At 47.6% G+C, this 16,831-nt stretch carries 19 protein-coding genes; 2 read left to right on the forward strand and 17 right to left on the reverse strand.

The features are described 5' to 3' along the window. Nucleotides 1-458: 458 nt before the first annotated feature. The 6 genes from RCO25_RS32875 to RCO25_RS32900 form a co-directional block, all read right to left on the reverse strand. Nucleotides 459-698, reverse strand: coding sequence for a DOMON domain-containing protein (locus tag RCO25_RS32875; protein WP_309000283.1), 240 nt, complete (start codon nt 696-698; stop codon nt 459-461). 104 nt (nt 699-802) lie between these two features. Further along, nucleotides 803-1,165 carry a molybdate ABC transporter substrate-binding protein gene (gene modA, locus RCO25_RS32880; protein WP_309000284.1) on the reverse strand — a complete coding sequence of 121 codons (363 nt, stop codon included), beginning with the start codon at nt 1,163-1,165 and terminating at the stop codon, nt 803-805. A 181-nt stretch (nt 1,166-1,346) separates the two neighbouring features. Further along, nucleotides 1,347-2,255 carry a fumarylacetoacetate hydrolase family protein gene (locus RCO25_RS32885; RefSeq protein WP_309000285.1) on the reverse strand — a complete coding sequence of 303 codons (909 nt, stop codon included), beginning with the start codon at nt 2,253-2,255 and terminating at the stop codon, nt 1,347-1,349. Between the two features lie 44 nt (nt 2,256-2,299). Continuing rightward, nucleotides 2,300-3,073, reverse strand: a complete 774-nt coding sequence (locus RCO25_RS32890; RefSeq protein WP_309000286.1) for an SDR family NAD(P)-dependent oxidoreductase — start codon at nt 3,071-3,073, stop codon at nt 2,300-2,302. A gap of 66 nt (nt 3,074-3,139) precedes the next feature. After that, a complete protein-coding gene (locus RCO25_RS32895) occupies nt 3,140-4,300 on the reverse strand; it encodes a UxaA family hydrolase (protein WP_309000287.1) in 1,161 nt (386 codons plus the stop codon). Beyond that, nucleotides 4,297-4,620: a UxaA family hydrolase gene (locus tag RCO25_RS32900; RefSeq protein WP_309000288.1), complete on the reverse strand. Its 324-nt coding sequence runs from the start codon at nt 4,618-4,620 to the stop codon at nt 4,297-4,299. The genes RCO25_RS32895 and RCO25_RS32900 overlap by 4 nt, the downstream gene beginning before the upstream one ends. Nucleotides 4,621-4,834: 214 nt before the next feature. Here RCO25_RS32900 and RCO25_RS32905 point away from each other — a divergent pair, with 214 nt between their 5' ends. Beyond that, nucleotides 4,835-5,713 (forward strand): helix-turn-helix domain-containing protein, encoded by an 879-nt coding sequence (locus RCO25_RS32905; RefSeq protein WP_309000289.1) that lies wholly within the window; start codon nt 4,835-4,837, stop codon nt 5,711-5,713. A 141-nt stretch (nt 5,714-5,854) separates the two neighbouring features. Next, nucleotides 5,855-7,264, forward strand: coding sequence for a HEAT repeat domain-containing protein (locus RCO25_RS32910; protein WP_309000290.1), 1,410 nt, complete (start codon nt 5,855-5,857; stop codon nt 7,262-7,264). 128 nt (nt 7,265-7,392) lie between these two features. Here RCO25_RS32910 and RCO25_RS32915 read toward each other — a convergent pair whose 3' ends face one another. The 11 genes from RCO25_RS32915 to RCO25_RS32965 form a co-directional block, all read right to left on the reverse strand. Beyond that, the gene (locus tag RCO25_RS32915) at nt 7,393-7,692 is read right to left on the reverse strand and encodes a hypothetical protein (protein ID WP_309000291.1); all 300 of its coding nucleotides are present in this window, start codon (nt 7,690-7,692) and stop codon (nt 7,393-7,395) included. 488 nt (nt 7,693-8,180) lie between these two features. After that, on the reverse strand, nt 8,181-8,714 hold the full coding sequence (gene sigK / locus RCO25_RS32925; RefSeq protein WP_309000299.1) for an RNA polymerase sporulation sigma factor SigK: 534 nt from the start codon (nt 8,712-8,714) through the stop codon (nt 8,181-8,183). A gap of 547 nt (nt 8,715-9,261) precedes the next feature. After that, nucleotides 9,262-9,954 (reverse strand): DUF4367 domain-containing protein, encoded by a 693-nt coding sequence (locus tag RCO25_RS32930; RefSeq protein ID WP_309000292.1) that lies wholly within the window; start codon nt 9,952-9,954, stop codon nt 9,262-9,264. After that, a complete protein-coding gene (locus RCO25_RS32935; protein ID WP_309000293.1) occupies nt 9,935-10,498 on the reverse strand; it encodes a sigma-70 family RNA polymerase sigma factor in 564 nt (187 codons plus the stop codon). Before RCO25_RS32935 ends, RCO25_RS32930 begins: the two co-directional genes overlap by 20 nt. 307 nt (nt 10,499-10,805) lie before the next feature. Beyond that, the gene (locus RCO25_RS32940; RefSeq protein ID WP_309000294.1) at nt 10,806-11,231 is read right to left on the reverse strand and encodes a hypothetical protein; all 426 of its coding nucleotides are present in this window, start codon (nt 11,229-11,231) and stop codon (nt 10,806-10,808) included. A gap of 139 nt (nt 11,232-11,370) precedes the next feature. Further along, nucleotides 11,371-11,553 (reverse strand): hypothetical protein, encoded by a 183-nt coding sequence (locus RCO25_RS32945; RefSeq protein WP_309000295.1) that lies wholly within the window; start codon nt 11,551-11,553, stop codon nt 11,371-11,373. Nucleotides 11,554-11,663: 110 nt separating this feature from the next. Then, nucleotides 11,664-11,795, reverse strand: a complete 132-nt coding sequence (locus RCO25_RS35035) for a sigma factor-like helix-turn-helix DNA-binding protein (protein ID WP_374992215.1) — start codon at nt 11,793-11,795, stop codon at nt 11,664-11,666. A 302-nt stretch (nt 11,796-12,097) separates the two neighbouring features. After that, a complete protein-coding gene (gene sigK, locus RCO25_RS32950) occupies nt 12,098-12,667 on the reverse strand; it encodes an RNA polymerase sporulation sigma factor SigK (protein WP_374992216.1) in 570 nt (189 codons plus the stop codon). Between the two features lie 247 nt (nt 12,668-12,914). After that, nucleotides 12,915-14,630 (reverse strand): extracellular solute-binding protein, encoded by a 1,716-nt coding sequence (locus tag RCO25_RS32955; protein ID WP_309000296.1) that lies wholly within the window; start codon nt 14,628-14,630, stop codon nt 12,915-12,917. Between the two features lie 112 nt (nt 14,631-14,742). Beyond that, the gene (locus RCO25_RS32960; protein ID WP_309000297.1) at nt 14,743-15,621 is read right to left on the reverse strand and encodes a carbohydrate ABC transporter permease; all 879 of its coding nucleotides are present in this window, start codon (nt 15,619-15,621) and stop codon (nt 14,743-14,745) included. 19 nt (nt 15,622-15,640) lie between these two features. Then, nucleotides 15,641-16,534 carry an ABC transporter permease gene (locus RCO25_RS32965; protein ID WP_309000298.1) on the reverse strand — a complete coding sequence of 298 codons (894 nt, stop codon included), beginning with the start codon at nt 16,532-16,534 and terminating at the stop codon, nt 15,641-15,643. Nucleotides 16,535-16,831 lie beyond the last annotated feature (297 nt).

The raw sequence follows: 16,831 nt of genomic DNA on the forward strand, positions 1-16,831 counted from the left end.
TTTTGCAAGTCTTATTTCCGCCTACTGGCCAAAGAGTCTGCTCATGACCTGGTGGCCCGTTTATTCAAGCATAGATTCTCACAATTCCCAATTAATTCAGCGAACTGCATAAGTCATGATCTATATTAAAATGAGGAAAAACTTTCTATATTTAATCAAGTTTTGAAACTTCCCCCTGATTTCGTTACATTGTAAATAGTTGAATTTGGATGATTACTTTCAAAAACATCCACCTAAACCGTTGTCACAATAACGTTCAAAGTGGTTCTATTTTTAACCTCACTTACTTATGATATGGTTCACCGTGCTTGATGTTAAACTAAACTGCCCGTTAGCTTAATACCAAATCGTTTTTATTTTTGCTGTTCCAGATTACGGCGAATCTTTCCACCGTATCTTCAATTGCCCCACGCCACATAAAAACAATCTTCTTTCTTTACTAGGATCGTGATCTCTTGTCATCGATGAAATTCAAGTGTTCCAAAATATTGCGGAAGATGAAACTGAACTTCTCCGGTCGGCGACCATGCCCAATAATGGCGCTCTCCTTGAAGATTTTTATCGATTTGGAACAGGTTCCAACGCCACTCCGTACCATTAGAGGGAGGATTCCCAAGATCGATGAAAGGGATTTTGATGTCATAAAGCCAAATGCCATTGGAATGTAAGTTAACTATTTCGCCTGCAATGCTTCCCATAGGTTTGCGCTCGTTAACGCTTCTTTGGCCTAATTACCTGCAGGGACAACGACAACCAGCTCGTTATTCAACAAATTGATTTGTTGATTCGAATCAATCAGCTGTTAGTCAACAAGGGCCGTCATGTTCTTTACTGCCGCAGACAGAAACAAATCAGCCGGCGCACCTTGCTCGATTTGCTGCTGCAGCGCACCGGATGCGCCAAAGTTGAAGTTTAGCTTAATATTTTGGTTTTTTGCCTCGTAAGTCTTATGAATTTCCGTCAATGCATCCGTCATGCTTGCCGCCGCCGAGATCGTCAGTTCCACCGTTTCCGCCGGCTGCTCACTTGGCTCAATTGTACTTTCCGCCGGTGCGGCCGTGCCCGCGTTTGTATTCGTATTTTGCGCAGCGCCACAGCCTGCAAAAACTAACATCATTGCCAGAACCGTAGATAAAATCATATAACCTTTAATCATCCTTAACATAAAACACCCTCCTTGGTTATAATCAGTTATAACTAAATATATCTAAATTTAATTATATAGTTAAACACTTTTGTAAATGCCATTAACAAAAAGGACGATATTCCGGATCGTCAACTGACGTCGGAAATCGTCCTTTTTATAGGAAACTATCGCTTACAGGATGGCGGTAACGTTCAGCTGTTTAATGAACTTCCTCCACAAACCGATTCGTGAGCGAACCAAGCTTCTCGATTTCGATTGTAACCGTATCGCCTGGCTTCAGCCACACCCGCTTCTCCTCCGGGTAACCGAGTACGACTCCCTCGGGCGTTCCGGTAAGAATGATGTCGCCGGGGTATAAGGTCATATGCTGTGACACGTAGCTAACGATTTCATCACAGCGGAATACCATATCCGATGTATTCGACTGCTGGCGTACTTCACCATTGAGCGTGGTGCTGATTGACAGATTGTTAGGATCATCAATCTCGTCCCCAGTGACCAGATAAGGGCCGAGCGGACTGAACTTGTCCAGGGATTTGCCGAGCAGCCACTGCGGCGTGCGCATCTGCAGGTCCCGCGCAGACAAGTCGTTGACGCAGCAATAACCGAACACATGCTCAAGCGCCCGCTCTCTCTCTACGTACTTTGTTTCCTTGCCTATGACGATAACCAACTCGGCCTCGTAATCGACTTGGCCCGTTACCTTTGCCGGGAGAGGTATAGCTTCACCATGGGCAGCTAGGGTGTTATCAAATTTGTTGAACAGAATGGGATACTCTGGAATCGGTGCATTCGTTTCTAGCGCATGCTTGCGGTAGTTCAGCCCGACACAAATGATTTTTCGCGGAGCAGCAACGCACGGACCGAATGAAATATCTTCTTCACGATACAGGGCAGCGGAGAACTTTTCCGACGAAGCGGCAGCTTCCTGGGCGAACCGTCTCAACGCGAGCAGTGCATTCGCTCCTCCCTCGATGACTTCCATGACCTGCGTCGGTACGCGGGGCTCATCCTTAATTTTCAGAGCCTCTAGGACATCCAGCACGCCTGTATCCAATTTGATTCCTAAACGATCGCCATCTTCTCTTTGAATCACCAAAAGCTTCATATATAACTTCCTTTCGTATATGGATTATCCAAACGGCCGGCGGGCTAGGCGTTCTTGCCGAAAACGACGCCTCCATCGACATAAAGCGGTGAGCCCATCATGAAGCTCGACTCTTCCGATGCAAGGAACAGCGCCGCCTTTGCCACATCTTCGGGTCGGCCCAATTCATTGCTGAGCTGCCGTGTTTTTAGAGACGCGATTGCAGCCTCAGGATCTTCATACGAGGTGCGGAGATAGTTTTCTACGAACGGCGTCAGAATGGTTCCAGGCAGAAGTGCGTTTACGCGGATATTGTACGGCGCATAATCGACCTGCATCGATTTGGTAAGCGCCAATACCGCTCCCTTTGTAGCCGAGTAGGAAGCACGTTTCGCAAGTCCAATTTCCGCAATGCAGGAAGACATGTTAATAATCGATCCGCTCGTGCGTTCCATCATGTGGGGAAGCACATATTTGCTAGGCAGATATACCCCGCGAATATTGACCCGAATGACACAGTCCCAGTCTTCCGGCTCCACCTCGTGGAGCGCCCCCACGCCGCTGATGCCGGCATTATTGAATAGTACGTCGATACGGCTGTATGCCGCCAAAGTCTCGTTCACCATGGAGCGCACGGAATCCGGATCTGTAACGTCCGCATGCACAAACCAGGCCCGCCCCCCTTGCGACTTGATTTCTTCGACCGTTTCCCGGCCTTTGTCCGCATCCAGATCGTTGACGACGACAAACGCGCCTTCCCGCGCGAACAGCAGTGCCGAGCTCCTGCCGATGCCCGATCCGGAACCGGTTATGAGCGTCACTTTATTCGCTAATCTCATGTTTAAACGTCCTTTCTCCGATTGGATTCTATACTCCCAGCTGCCATGAAGACGAATCGGCCATTCCTAAAGGCTGGGGCCGATACGATTAATACTGAATTCTTGATGACCCAACGTTTCCGATTTCGTCCATTTCCCATCCGCTACTTCCACAATCTCGCGCCATATCCGTTCGCCCGCAGTCTCCAAGCTTATCGTGCCGTCCAGCATCGCGCTGACGTCGACGTCCATGTTGTCCTCCATACGTTCGAACATCCGCTTGTTGCCCGTTATTTTGATGACCGGCACGACAGCCGCTCCCGTAGGCGTTCCCCTGCCTGTCGTGAAGCAAACGATGTGGACGCCTCCCGCCGCCATGCCCGAAACGCATTCGATATCGTTGCCCGGCGAGTCCATGAAGTAAAGTCCTCCCTCCGGTATCTGTTCCGCGTATTCGATAACTCCTTTGATTGGGGCTTTTCCGCATTTGCTGATGCAGCCGAGCGATTTCTCTTCGATGGTGGATAGTCCGCCTTGGATATTGCCGGGACTCGGATTGCCGCCTCGCATGTCAGTGCCCATCCTCTCCACCTCTCGTTCGAAACGGCTGACAATGTGGTAAAGCATCTCTGCTGTATCCGGTGTTGCACAGCGCTGTGCAAGCACATGCTCGGCACCGATGATCTCCGTCGTCTCGCCGATGACGACCGTTCCACCCGTTGCGATTAGCGAGTCAGCAGCTGCGCCAAGCGCCGGATTCGACGCCAAGCCGGAAGTCGCGTCAGAGCCGCCGCATTTCACGGCTACTTTCAGTTTGGAGAGCGGGATTGGCACTTTTGGTTGGCGTTCAAGCTCCCCCATCATTCGTTTTGCTATTTCAGTTCCTTGCTGAATCGCTTTAACCGAGCCGCCGACCGATTGAATATCAATCACTTCTACGGGCTTGCCGGTCTTTCGGATCTCGTCCGCAAGCGCATAAGGATCAACTACTTCGCAGCCCAGACTTATGACGATAACCCCGCCTACGTTCGGGTTTTTGCCCGTCCCTGCAAGCACCTCGAAAGTACGTTCTTTATCTGCACCGATTTGGCTGCATCCATGCTGATGCGGAATCGCCACGGTACCAGGAACAAGCTGCATGATCCGGCTGCAAACCTGATTGGAACAAATGACCGTTGGAATGATGAGCAAATGATTGCGGATCCCGATATCCCCGTTCGGCCTTTCATACCCCATAAATGTATTCATGCCCCCGCCTTTCCGGCCTTATCGCCTCTGCCCCGTATTCCTTCAATATTATGGACATGAACATGCTGCCCGACCATGATTGCGGAGCTGGAACGACCAATGATTTCCCCGTATTTCCGCACGTCCTGTCCTGCGTCAATCGCATCAATCGCCAGCTTATGGCCAAACGGGATCGCATCAATCGCCGTTATTTCATGAATGCCTTGATCATCTCTGTAGCGGACCGTTTCTCCTGACGTGATATCACGCAGCAGCGTAGCAACATGATCCCGCTTATCCATGATCAATGCGTCGACGCCTTTTGCTATTTCTTGTATCATGCAGCATCCCCTTTGCTTTTATGATCGTTGACGATAAATCGCCTTATAAACAAGGTTTACAACAGTTAGGTTCATAATAATCGAGCTTCGAGGATATGAAAATAGCGAAAATACGCTTATGTGTACCTTATTTTGACTATTACTCTCCTAGCATTTACACTATAACCAAACACGATATGTTTTCTCAGCTTGTCAATCAGGGAGGGTCCGCCATTTGAAACCTATTCGTAAGCAATTCGATGCTTCCGCTCCTTTCCCGCTCGAATTCAACTACCTTGCATTAAAGGATTCGCATAACGAGCTACCCAATCACTTGCACGATTGGCATGAAATCGTCTATGTCCATGCGGGAAAGGGTGTTTTTTTTATTGACGGGTCTTTCTATGCCATGGAGCGCGGCGATTTATTCCTTCTGCCCGGCAACACCGTCCATCGCGCATTGCCGGAGGAAGAAGCTCCTCTGACGGTGAGCGCCATTTATTTTCATGGTCGTATCGCGCAGTGGAACTCGTTCGGCGATACCTTTTCTTACGTCCAATGCTTCGAGCAGGCAAACAAATGGAAGTGTCATAAACTGAGTGTGGACACTGCCGACCGTGACTTTATTGAGACCATTCTGGTTAATATCAACAGAGAGCTGTCAGTCGATAGACCGGGGCACCGACATGCCGTCGTGCTCCACCTGCTCCAGTTGCTGCTTCTGCTTAATCGGCAAATCCCCGTTCCAACGGCAGAAGGGAAAAATACGGGAGCTCCGGAGTGGATGAGGACGACACTGCGTACAATCGACGAGCACCCATTCGACGACATCGGCTTGTCCACTCTGTCCGCCAAAGCGGCAGTGAATCCTTCCCATTTTACACGTGTCTTCAAATTACTTACGGGAATGACATTAACCGAATATGTCACGGCCAAACGGATTAGCCGCGCCAAGGAGCTTCTCCTATCTTCGGATGCGCCAGTCTACGCAATCGCGAATGAGTGCGGCTTCGAGAGTCTGCCGCATTTTCATCGCACATTCAAAAAACTAACAGGCATGACGCCTGCCGGCTATAAACGAAGAAGCCAGGCGCCTGACATTCCTCACTTGTAATAAAAAGATTTTTCAGCGCGAGCCCACGTATGTTAGTTTTATGCAAGTTTCGCTTAGTTTCGTGTATGTCGTATTGGCTGCGCATCTCCTATAATCGGTGTAGAAATTCAAATCACCATTTTCCAGGAGGTTACCGATTATATGAGCAGCTCACCCATTTTACTGAATGACGAACAAATGAGACGATTTATTACGGAAGGTTTTCTAATTTTAAACACTGATTTCCCAGAAGCCTTTCACCGTGAATTGACCGATGAGCTCAATCGCGTATACAAGGAAGAGGGAAACCCGGGCAACAATTTACTGCCGCGCTTCCGCGAAATTCAACAAGTATTCGATCATCCCGTTATTACGGGCGCATTGACTAGCGTTCTTGGCCCGGACTATATGCTGCATGCTCACCGTCATGGTCATTACAATGCCCTGCCCTCTGCCGGCGGTTGGCATAAGGACAGCTACTGGGGCTATTCGAAAATGCGCAATCATCATCCATGGTGGGCGATGGTCATGTATTTTCCGCAGGATACCCCGCTTGAGCTAGGACCTACGGGCTTGATGCCTGGCACTCAAAATTATCAAACACGCACCTTTGCTGCAGACGAAACGCCAGGAGAAGCTTACGCTAGCGGGAAAGCCGGCACGTTCGCGCTCATCCATTACGATATTTGGCATCGCTCCACGCCTAATGTGCTCGGGAATGCCCGCTACATGTTGAAATTCGAGTTTATGCGTACTGCAGCTCCCACCGCGCCTTCTTGGAATAATCAAACTGCGGAATGGACGGAGCCAGCCGGTCTCAAGCTTCCGATCGGCCGTCACGAGACGATGTGGGAGGAAACGTGGAACTGGCTCTCCGGCAGCATCGGCAGCCTGGCCCATACGGCAGCTTCGGATGAAGAGCAAATCAGTCAGCTTGCCAAGGCATTAGAGGATACGTACGAGCCTAACGCGCTGAATGCGGTCTATGAACTAGCGAGGTATGGCGAGAGAGGGATCGAAGTGCTGTTGAAAGGACTCCATCATGAGCGTGTGGACGTATCACGCTTGTCCGCTTACGGCCTGGCTGCTGCGGGTGCCTCAGCAATTGATGGATTAAATGATGCACTATTAAGCGAACGCGAGGAAACCGTCAAACATGCGGCGTTTGCGATCGGGGAGCTGCGCCACTTGGCTGAAAATTCGCTTCCGGCGCTTGGCCGTCTCATATCTCACCCCTCCGCTTCGGTGCGAAGCACGGTGGCTGAAACGTTTGGCATGATTGGCGGTTCCAGCCAAGCAAGCGTCGATGGGTTGATTCGATGCTTGCAGGATGAGGATACTCAGGTTCGTTTTACAGCAGGCCTTTCATTATCACTCTTACGCTCCGCTGCCGCATCGGCCGTTCCCGCTCTAGCAGCTGCGCTTGATGATGAGAATCGCTACGTTAGGGCGCATGCGCTCGAAGCCCTCCGTTACATTGGCACGGAAGAAGCCAAGGACATTTTGATCAAGTCGTTGTTTAATGCCCGCTGGTGTACGACCACCACGCCGGCTAACGCTTTCTATCCTTAAAGCTAAGAGGTAATAGGCTATCCCACTTTTGGGATAGCCTATATTTTGTTAACGGCTGCTTCTTTTATAAGTTTAGGAGAGCCGCTTTTCCGTGTATAATGTCGTTCATAGGCGGCGAGGTTATTCGTTCAAATACGCTTGCTCACCTCTTTCGCTGACTTTTGGCCGCTCATGAATGATTCGAATTCCTCACTGGCGATCGAGACGACCTTGAAATCGCTGTTTAGCTTTTTTCCAGCCCCGTCCAGAAGCTTTTGAATAGCCTGGGGGTTTTCTTCCACTGACTTAGCATCCGTCTTTCCTTTCGGCACCGGAAGCAAACCCTTCGTTATTTTTTGACCGACTTCCTTGAGATTTTTCTCTGTGATGCCTTTGTTTATTGGGAAGCCTAGCAATTCCGGGGAACTTTGCATGTCCACGGACAACAAAAACTTAACGAACTCCCAAGCTTCCCGCTGTGCCTTGGTCTTGCTGTTTATTCCGAGTATGAAAGGGGATATGAACTAGCCGCCAAGAAGATATCCACTGACTCAACTCAACCCCAAAGAGCTCCTGTCCGAAATCACCAATTACAACCTCCTTCTCACGGTCAACACATATATCTAGGTATAAATTTTCGATTTTCTCAATCTTTAGCTTCAATTTATCGACGTAATGATCTATGAACTTTGCATAAATCACCTTACTAGGAATAACATCAGGTCTACTCATTCAGCATTGTATCTAATAACCATCTGGAACTGTTCCCAACTGGACCAAGGAGCGCCATGGGTCGTTGAAACGAGCACAATAGATTGAATTCTAGTCGTTTTCGCAAAATCATGGAACTAAACTAAACTAAACAAAAGCCACGTCACAAAGACGTGGCCATTGATTCTACGATAGAATTTCTAAAGACTCTATTAACTATGACACGTTATCTCTTCGCCTTATAAAACTCATGATAAAGCTTCATCAACGCCCTCTTCTCTATCCGCGACACATAACTCCGCGAGATCCCGAGCTCCTTCGCAATTTCACGCTGCGTCCGTTCATCCCCACCATGCTCCAGTCCAAAGCGGCCTATAACAACTTCCTTCTCGAGGTCATCGAGTATATCCAAATTCTTATATATTTTACTTTTCTCAATTTTGAGCTGCACCTTATCCACGATATCATCAGCCTCAGTACCGAGGATATCGATCAAGGTAATTTCATTACCTTCCTTATCCGTGCCAATCGGATCATGCAAAGAAACGTCCTTGCGCGTCTTCTTCAAAGACCGCAGATGCATAAGTATTTCGTTCTCGATACAGCGAGCCGCGAACGTCGCGAGCTTCGTACCTTTCCCGGTCTGAAAGCTCTCGATCGCTTTGATCAATCCGATCGTACCGATCGAGATCAAATCTTCGAGATCCTCACCTGTATTGTCAAATTTTTTGACGTTGTGGACACAACCCAATTTAATTATTTCACTACGGTCTCATCGCTGCCAGCGATAGGAATAGGTTAGGATTTAATATGTTGATGTAGGATAATTCCTTATTAAATAAGGCTTTGTTCCTATAAAATAATGTTCATGTTTCCGCACTCCACATGACTAGTGTGCTGTAACAAAATCAAAACAAAAAAACGGCATCTCTGCCGTTTTTGTTTAAAGTGTTGGTGGAGACTATCGGGATCGAACCGCTGACCTCTTGCATGCCATGCAAGCGTCTCCCAGCTGAGCTAAGCCCCCGTGTCATTTCTTCGCCTTGCTTCGTCTTACTTTTAGAGTAGTGTAACCAACCAGCTCGTGCTCCCGTATTTGGATATTACACTACCCCAATTTATCTAGCATTCGCTCAAGGTACAATTTCTCTTAATAGGTGCCAGCATCAATAAGTATAGTATCACGGTTGGGGGAGTCTATGGAGTCAAAGCTTAATAATACCCTGCAATAAATCCTTTACTGACGAAAAAACCCACCTCGACGGGTGGGGCGTTCAATTCATTCACGATATACACGCATCAACTCATTAAGGCTCAACCGATTCGGCTACCTTCATGGCCTCATCGCCCGAAATCGGACCGGACACGCCATACTGAATGCCGTCAACCACCCAGAACAGCTCCGTGAACTCGGCTTGCTCGAAAATAAAGCCGTCCGCTCCGCCCACTTTGGTCTGTGTGAACAGGTCCGTCGGGAACGCCGCCGGCATACGGCTCGCGCTGAACGTCACCGTCTTATCACCCGAGCCGTATGTGAAGTTCAAATCTCTGAGCGGTTGGTCCTTCATTCCCACGCCGACGATCTCAGCCAGCTTGAAGCCTTCCGGGGCGACTTGAGGAACATGCACACCGGAACCGAATGCTGTTTTCGCTGCCTCCGCCGTTCCGAATGGAGTTGTAATCAATTGGGACAACTCCGAACCTGTGGCTCCTCCGTTTCCGGGCAGCACGGTTCCCGACGAATTATCCGTTGGCGTCGGTACTGCGGCGGGCTCTTGCAGCATCGGCAATCCTGTCACTATGACGACTGCCGCGACTAGCGCTGCCGCTCCTGCAAGCCAGGCTTTCGGAAGAACGAATCGGCGGCGGCTTCTCTGTTCCGCGGCGGCTTGCTTCCTGATCTTCTGTTTAACGCTATCGCTCAATTCCATTTTAGAAAACAACATATCATCCGACTCCTTTTGCAAATGTTGACGTAAATTACGCTCTATGTCCGTCATCGGTTATCTCCTCCTTGCGCATTTCCCGAGCCAACGCCTCGCGCGCCCGGTGCAGTCTGTTTCTCACGGTACCCTCGGGCGACGACGTCGCTTTCGCAATTTCCCGTGTGTCCAAGTCCAGATAATAATATAAATACAAAGCCTCCTGATACGGCAGAGGCAGACGCAGCATATGCCGCAAAATCTCGCTTTTCTGCAATCTTTTAAGCGCTTCTTCTTCCACGTTGAATGTCCGTCCCCGCTCCATCCGGCTGGGATCGGTCGGCTGTTCCGTAAACATCCGCACACCCATCTTGTCCCGGCAAACGTTAATGGCGATCGTCGTCAACCAGGTTTTAACCGCGCTATCTCCACGAAACGAGTTCCAGTTGCGATAAGCGCGAAGGAATACCTCCTGACTGATATCCTCGGCAAAATGCCTATCGCCGGTATAAAAATAAGCGGTGCGCATGACCGTCGAGCCATAGCTTTCCATCAGCTGCTCTAGAGCTTGAGAGGGATCTTTCGAGAAATTTTCCTTGTTATTCGAGCCGGCCGGCTTCACTGAATTATCACCTCCACCTTATTAGACAGCCTGAGCGCATTTTTCGCTGCACTGCGCTTTAAATGTGACAGTCCATTAAAGATTTTGTGAATTTGAGCTTAAGTCCCCATACTCCTTTTAGCATGAATTTCATACGATGAAAAGCCACATTAACAGTATGCCTGTTTGATGCGGGTTTTCGACTTCATCTTCGGTTTAAAAGATCCCCAATATCCGTTTATACTAACACTATTTTCTCTACATGACCTCTTCGCTGCCAGCGATGTGCTCTCCCTCGTGAGACGGTTTCACTACCAGAAAGTTAAAATCAAGCTTGCTCATTTTCAATAGCGGCCTCCTCATTTGCGGTGTCGGCTGACGGTTCTTTTAACAACTCCTTCAAATAGGCTTCAGCCTTAGCTGGGTCTGCTTTGGATTTGTCCAACGGGAGATCGAATACAACCGAGATTCCTCCGGCATCCGCTTTAAGGCTTATTTCACCTGTGTCTTCGTTATAAGCAAACGATTGGTTATTAAAGAAATTGTCGCTGCTGACGGCTATATATACTCCTCTATCTGCAAATATCTCCACTCTATCAAATTCGATCATTCTATATATAATTCCGTCTCGTACAATCTCACTGTAGCTGCCATTCATCGTCATGATGTTTACCTGCCACGGCATCTGACCTTTAACGAGAGGCGAAACTAAGAAACGCTCCTTTCCGTATTCTGGGTCGCTCTTATTCGGCATTGGGCTGCCATCCTGTCTGGCGATAGATACAACAGCATACGTTCTGTCGGGGTAAATATCCTGAGCAGAACTGCTGAATTCACTCAGTCCTGTCCCAGAGACGATGCCGTGCAATGTTGTAATCGCGTGAAGAGATCGTTTAATTGATTTCGATGGCTTCACTGCCTTCAAAGGCCACGGCCAGATTACGATCTCTAAGGTGTTCAGCAATCTCCTTGGAGTTGAAAAGCTGCGTGGCAACGAAAGCCGTTACGGACAAGACAAGTGTCAATATGACAACTAACAACCCTACGGAAACCCGCTTCCTATTACCACGTTTCATTCAAGCTCTCTCCTTAAACCGATTTATAATACTTTGATTTAATTCCTCCTCGGGTTCCACGGCCGAGGCAAGGGCTTGCTAGAGCAACCGGTCCCACTTTTCAGAATCATTCATAGGGATTCAACCTCCAGTATCTTTTTCATAGCCTTTCGCGCCTTGAAAAGCCTGCTTTTGATTGTGCCCTGTGGAATCCTTAGCGCTAACGAAACCTCATCGACAGACATTTCTGCGGTATAGTACATTTAGTAGTGGAATTTTCAACTTATCATCCAGCCTTTCTGCGGCAGGTTGGATCATGCTGCGAAGCTCATTGGATAACACAGCTCCCTCTCAGGTGCTGTTTCATCATTCGTACAGCAGACCATATCCACAGCCTCATTAAGCTCAGCTGTGGGCGCAATCCTCTGCCTCCGTATACAGAAAAAAACCAAACGGAATCTCTACCGTTTGGTTCCTTTTATTGATATAACCATAGTTCAATCTATTCATAACTTTATCGCTACATACGATAAGTTCAGATGTAATATAAGAGCTCAGCTCATTCTTAACGCTTCGCCTTATAAAACTCATGATAGAGCTTCATGAGCGCCCTCTTCTCAATCCGCGAAACATAACTCCGCGAGATCCCCAGCTCCTTCGCTATCTCCCGCTGCGTCCGCTCATCCCCGCCATGCTCCAGTCCAAAGCGGCCGATGACAACTTCCTTCTCACGGTCATCGAGAATATCCAAATTCTTATATATCTTGCTCTTCTCAATCTTAAGCTGCACTTTATCGACGATATCATCCGCCTCGGTGCCGAGGATATCGATCAATGTGATTTCGTTGCCTTCCTTGTCCGTGCCAATCGGGTCATGCAAAGAAACGTCCTTGCGCGTCTTCTTTAAAGACCGCAAATGCATAAGTATTTCATTCTCGATACAACGAGCTGCAAATGTCGCGAACTTCGTGCCTTTACCGGTTTGAAAACTCTCGATTGCCTTGATCAATCCAATCGTCCCGATCGAGATTAAGTCCTCGAGATCCTCACCGGTATTGTCGAATTTTTTGACGTTGTGGACACAACCAAATGTAAACCAAACATCAATACAGCTAAGTTCGTCCCTATGGAAAATCGGGAAAAGTGGAATTCCCCAACAACCGGAATAATCGGTTCATCGTTATGCGTCGTATAGAAGTTAATAAATCCGTAATGTTCGCCTTTCGGTTTCGTGCGACCATCCATCGACAAATTGCCGGACTTGATTTCGTTATTTGTCTTGTCAATCTTTATGTTCAACATTTTCAAAACGGTTCCTCTCTCTAGAAGAGAAACAGACAAATGGAGGCATTCAGAAAATGCCTCCACCTTTGTTTATTATCTTAGTTCCCGCTTGACTTCTCGTACCACTCATTGACTTCCTTCGTAATATTCTCCCCACCAGAGGAATTCCATTTTTTCACGAAGCTGTCAAACTCACTGATAGGCGCTTGACCGTAAATAATTTTCGTAAAGGTCTCAAGCTCCAGTTTATCCAGGAAAGCTTTCTTTCCGAGCATAGTCGGTGTAGGCGTTCCTTGGAACATATCAGGCATGCCAAATTCTTTGTCCTTCAATATAATGGAAGCGGCCTTGAAATTCCCTTCCGGTTTTTGCCGGGAAAGCTGTTCCATAAAATCATCTGTTGGTTCTTTACCTTCAAGTAAAGCTGCATAATGCTGCATGCGAAGATTAGGAATAACGACAAAATTGGTCGTAATCGATAGTTTATCAGGGTTTGAGTAGTCACCCTCGATTCGTTTTTCTTGGAATAGATCATAAATTCCCTTAGGAGTATTAGAATCGGGATCACCTTTGGTATCAAATGGATCTTGGCGAGTCGGATATCGTTCATACAGCCAGTTGTTGTATAGGAAGAAAGCATCGGGATTTTTCGCCTCTTTGCTGATCAGAATAGCTCCATTCACTGCCGAGGCCTCTCTGAATCCTTTGTCCCCATTTGGTCCGGTAGGGATCGGAATCGGCTGGAAATTGGCATCAGGATCATTTTTCACTACATCAGGAACCGGCCATTCCGCCAACCAGTGGGCTCCGAAAATCATGCCAGCTTTCCCATTAACAACAGACTCCGAAGCTTTATTAATATCATAGAGCGCGGCTTCCTGAGGCAAGTAACCTTTCTCATACCACCGAGCAAGCATCTCAAGTGTATCTCGAGCACCTTGATTAATGGACCCATATTCCAACGACCCATCCTCGGTCAAGTTCCACTGTTTCACCATGGTGCCGTTCGCTCCCCATAGCGGTGCGGTATCTGACATGTAGGATACGAATCCATCTTTGATTCCGATAGCCAAACCAATGGTATCCTTCTCGCTATTGCCGTCCGGATCTTGGTTGACAAAAGCGTCCATCACGTTTTCCATTTCTTCCAATGTCGTTGGCGCTTTTAATCCTAGCTTGTCTAACCAGTCCTGGCGCACCCACAACACATCATCTTGTTGGTAGGCATCCACCAATGAAGGAAGAGCATAGCGCTTGCCATCTCGTGAATATGGCAGCCATGCATTCGTAGCTTGGCCTACGGCATCTTTCCACGTATCGCTCGCAAGCTTGTCAAACAGAGGTCCTACCTCCATGAACTTGCCGGAATCAATCAAATCATTAACAATATCGCCTTTAGCCACTACGATGTCAGGCATCTTCTCATTGCTCGCAAGCATCAAGCTAAGCTTCGAGTTGAATGCATCTTCCTTCGTCGTTGTCCAAGGAAAGGTCAGGTCGATATTGAATTGCTTCTTCATCCACTTAATATAATAATTGTCACTCTCGGATTCGCCAGGCACATACTTCACATCAGCCGGGGTGATCCTAAGTGCGGTAAGCGGGACTGTCTCCGTATATTTCTGGTTCTCATCCACAGGCACCGACCACAGGCTGTCAGCGTTCTCCTCCCCTTGATCGTTCCCATTCGCGCTGTTTTTCACGTTGTTGCCGGTGCCATTGTTGTTAGAATTGCCGCTGCACCCAACCACCAATGCCATCACAAGCAAGACGGCGAGACTAGTGGTAAGCCAATTGTTCAAATTCCTAGACATTGCTTAACCCTCCCAATATATCTTGTATGAAGTGTTTACAACCCGATTATAGTCTTCCGTTTCGCCATTCGATATGCAAATTCCTAAAGATTATAGCATTTTGTCCAGTACTTCATTCTTTAACCGATCCAATCACAATGCCCTTTACAAAGTATTTCTGAAGAAACGGATATACGAGCATGACGGGGATCATGGAAATAAAAATCTGTGCTGCGCGAAACGCTCGATCGGACAATAATTTCAATAATTCAGGATCCACCATCTCATCAGCCGTATGCTGGATAAACATCGTCTGCATCAACGAGGCCAACGGATAATTCTGAGGCGAGGACATGAAGAGAAGACCGTAAAACCATTCATTCCAATAAAAAACCATCGTGAATAAGCTGATTGTGGCAATAGCCGGCATAGATACAGGCAGATAGATCGACCATAAGGTGCGGAATTGACCGGCTCCATCAATATACGCCGCTTCCTCCAGCGCTTGAGGAACAGATGATCGGAAGAAGTTCAACAGCAAGATCATGCTGTAGACGTTGACTGCTTGAGGAAGCACCAAAGCCCACATTGAGTTTAGAATGCCCACCTTCTGCACAACGATATAAGTCGGAATGAGCCCCCCATTGAAGAGCATCGTGAACACGAACAACCAAATCCAGATCGTTCGCCCTTTGAATTTCCGCGGATCCTTGGATAGGGCATAAGCCGCGATGGTCATAAGCGTCATGCTGATCCCAACCCCCAGCACAACCCGCTCGAAGGAAGTCAGGATGGAGCCCATGAATAAAGGATCACCAAATACCTTATTGTAGTTGGCCAGGTTAAAACCCATAGGCCAGAATGTCACTTTACCGCTACTAACTGCCCAGCCTTCACTAAAGGATATAGCGAGGATATGCAGGATAGGCAAAATGCATAGGATCGCCAGCAAGATTAAGAAGATGTTGTTACTCCAACGAAAAAATCGATAAGTTAACGATTCATGATGCACGATACGTACCTCCTTTCATTTAAAAAATCCGATAGTTTGCCAATTTGTATGCGAGCCTGTAAGATGTGACGATCAGGACGAAGCTGACCACCGATTTAAACAAACCAACCGCTGTAGCGAAGCTGTAATTTCGATCAATTAATCCAACGCGATAGACGTAGGTATCAATGATATCACCGGTTTCATAGACGAGCGGGTTATACAAATTAAAGATCTGATCGAATCCGGCATTGAGTATACTGCCGAGGGACAACGTAGTCACGACGACAGCGATCGGAAGCATGGCAGGAATGGTAATATAATAGACCTGTTTCCATCGGTTGGCTCCATCAATAACGGAAGCTTCATACATTTCCGGATTGATTCCAGATAATGCCGCCAAGAAAATAATCGTTGAGAACCCGAACTCCTTCCAGACATCGCTGAGGATGATCGTGAAACGAAACCAATCATTGCTCCCCAAGAAAAAGATCGGCTCAATTCCTAGAGCTTTCAAAAAATGATTGACCAAGCCGTATTCCGGGGAGAGAATATCGACCAATATACCGCCGAGCACAACCCAGGATAGAAAGTGCGGCAAATATACGAGTGTTTGCACGGAACGCTTGATAAGCGTCTCCTTAACTTCATTTAGCAGAAGCGCAAAGCTGAATGGAACAATCAATCCGGTAAAGATCTTGATGACGGCGATAACTAGCGTGTTCCAGATTACGCGCTGTGAATCCTCAAATTCGAATAGCATGCGAAAATGATCAAGACCGACCCAGACGGAATTCATAATTCCGATCCACGGTTTATAGTCTTGGAATGCGATCACTATGCCGAACATCGGAAGATAATGAAATGTGACCAACAGGATGAATGCTGGCAGCACCATCGCATGCAGCGGCCAATTTCGTTTGAATGTGTTCATACTAGTTTCTCCTTTCTGCTCCATTCGTTTCTAAATCCATTGTAAGACAACACTGGCCGCCTCGATATAATAAATACTTTGGGTTATGTACTTCTATTAAGGATGCTTCCACCACAAAAAAACGGCCTTTATCCTATATAAGGGATAAAAGCCGTTTTTTTGATTTAGACTGTTTTATTCATGACTTATGCAGTTCGCTGAATTAATTGGGAATTGTGAGAATCTATGCTTGAATAAACGGGCCACCAGGTCATGAGCAGACTCTTTGGCCAGTAGGCGGAAATAAGACTTGCAAAA

This window comes from Paenibacillus sp. LHD-38, from assembly GCF_031157315.1.
Taxonomy (GTDB): domain Bacteria; phylum Bacillota; class Bacilli; order Paenibacillales; family Paenibacillaceae; genus Pristimantibacillus.

Coding starts and splice junctions, on each gene's coding strand:
- RCO25_RS32895 (WP_309000287.1), bottom strand. CDS start 4,300: ATGAATACATTTATGGGGTATGAAAGGCCGAACGGGGATATCGGGATC.
- RCO25_RS32955 (WP_309000296.1), bottom strand. CDS start 14,630: ATGTCTAGGAATTTGAACAATTGGCTTACCACTAGTCTCGCCGTCTTG.
- RCO25_RS32965 (WP_309000298.1), bottom strand. CDS start 16,534: ATGAACACATTCAAACGAAATTGGCCGCTGCATGCGATGGTGCTGCCA.
- RCO25_RS32940 (WP_309000294.1), bottom strand. CDS start 11,231: ATGCCGAATAAGAGCGACCCAGAATACGGAAAGGAGCGTTTCTTAGTT.
- RCO25_RS35035 (WP_374992215.1), bottom strand. CDS start 11,795: ATGTACTATACCGCAGAAATGTCTGTCGATGAGGTTTCGTTAGCGCTA.
- RCO25_RS32875 (WP_309000283.1), bottom strand. CDS start 698: ATGGGAAGCATTGCAGGCGAAATAGTTAACTTACATTCCAATGGCATT.
- modA (WP_309000284.1), bottom strand. CDS start 1,165: ATGTTAAGGATGATTAAAGGTTATATGATTTTATCTACGGTTCTGGCA.
- RCO25_RS32890 (WP_309000286.1), bottom strand. CDS start 3,073: ATGAGATTAGCGAATAAAGTGACGCTCATAACCGGTTCCGGATCGGGC.
- RCO25_RS32945 (WP_309000295.1), bottom strand. CDS start 11,553: ATGAAACGTGGTAATAGGAAGCGGGTTTCCGTAGGGTTGTTAGTTGTC.
- RCO25_RS32910 (WP_309000290.1), top strand. CDS start 5,855: ATGAGCAGCTCACCCATTTTACTGAATGACGAACAAATGAGACGATTT.
- RCO25_RS32900 (WP_309000288.1), bottom strand. CDS start 4,620: ATGATACAAGAAATAGCAAAAGGCGTCGACGCATTGATCATGGATAAG.
- RCO25_RS32885 (WP_309000285.1), bottom strand. CDS start 2,255: ATGAAGCTTTTGGTGATTCAAAGAGAAGATGGCGATCGTTTAGGAATC.
- RCO25_RS32930 (WP_309000292.1), bottom strand. CDS start 9,954: ATGACGGACATAGAGCGTAATTTACGTCAACATTTGCAAAAGGAGTCG.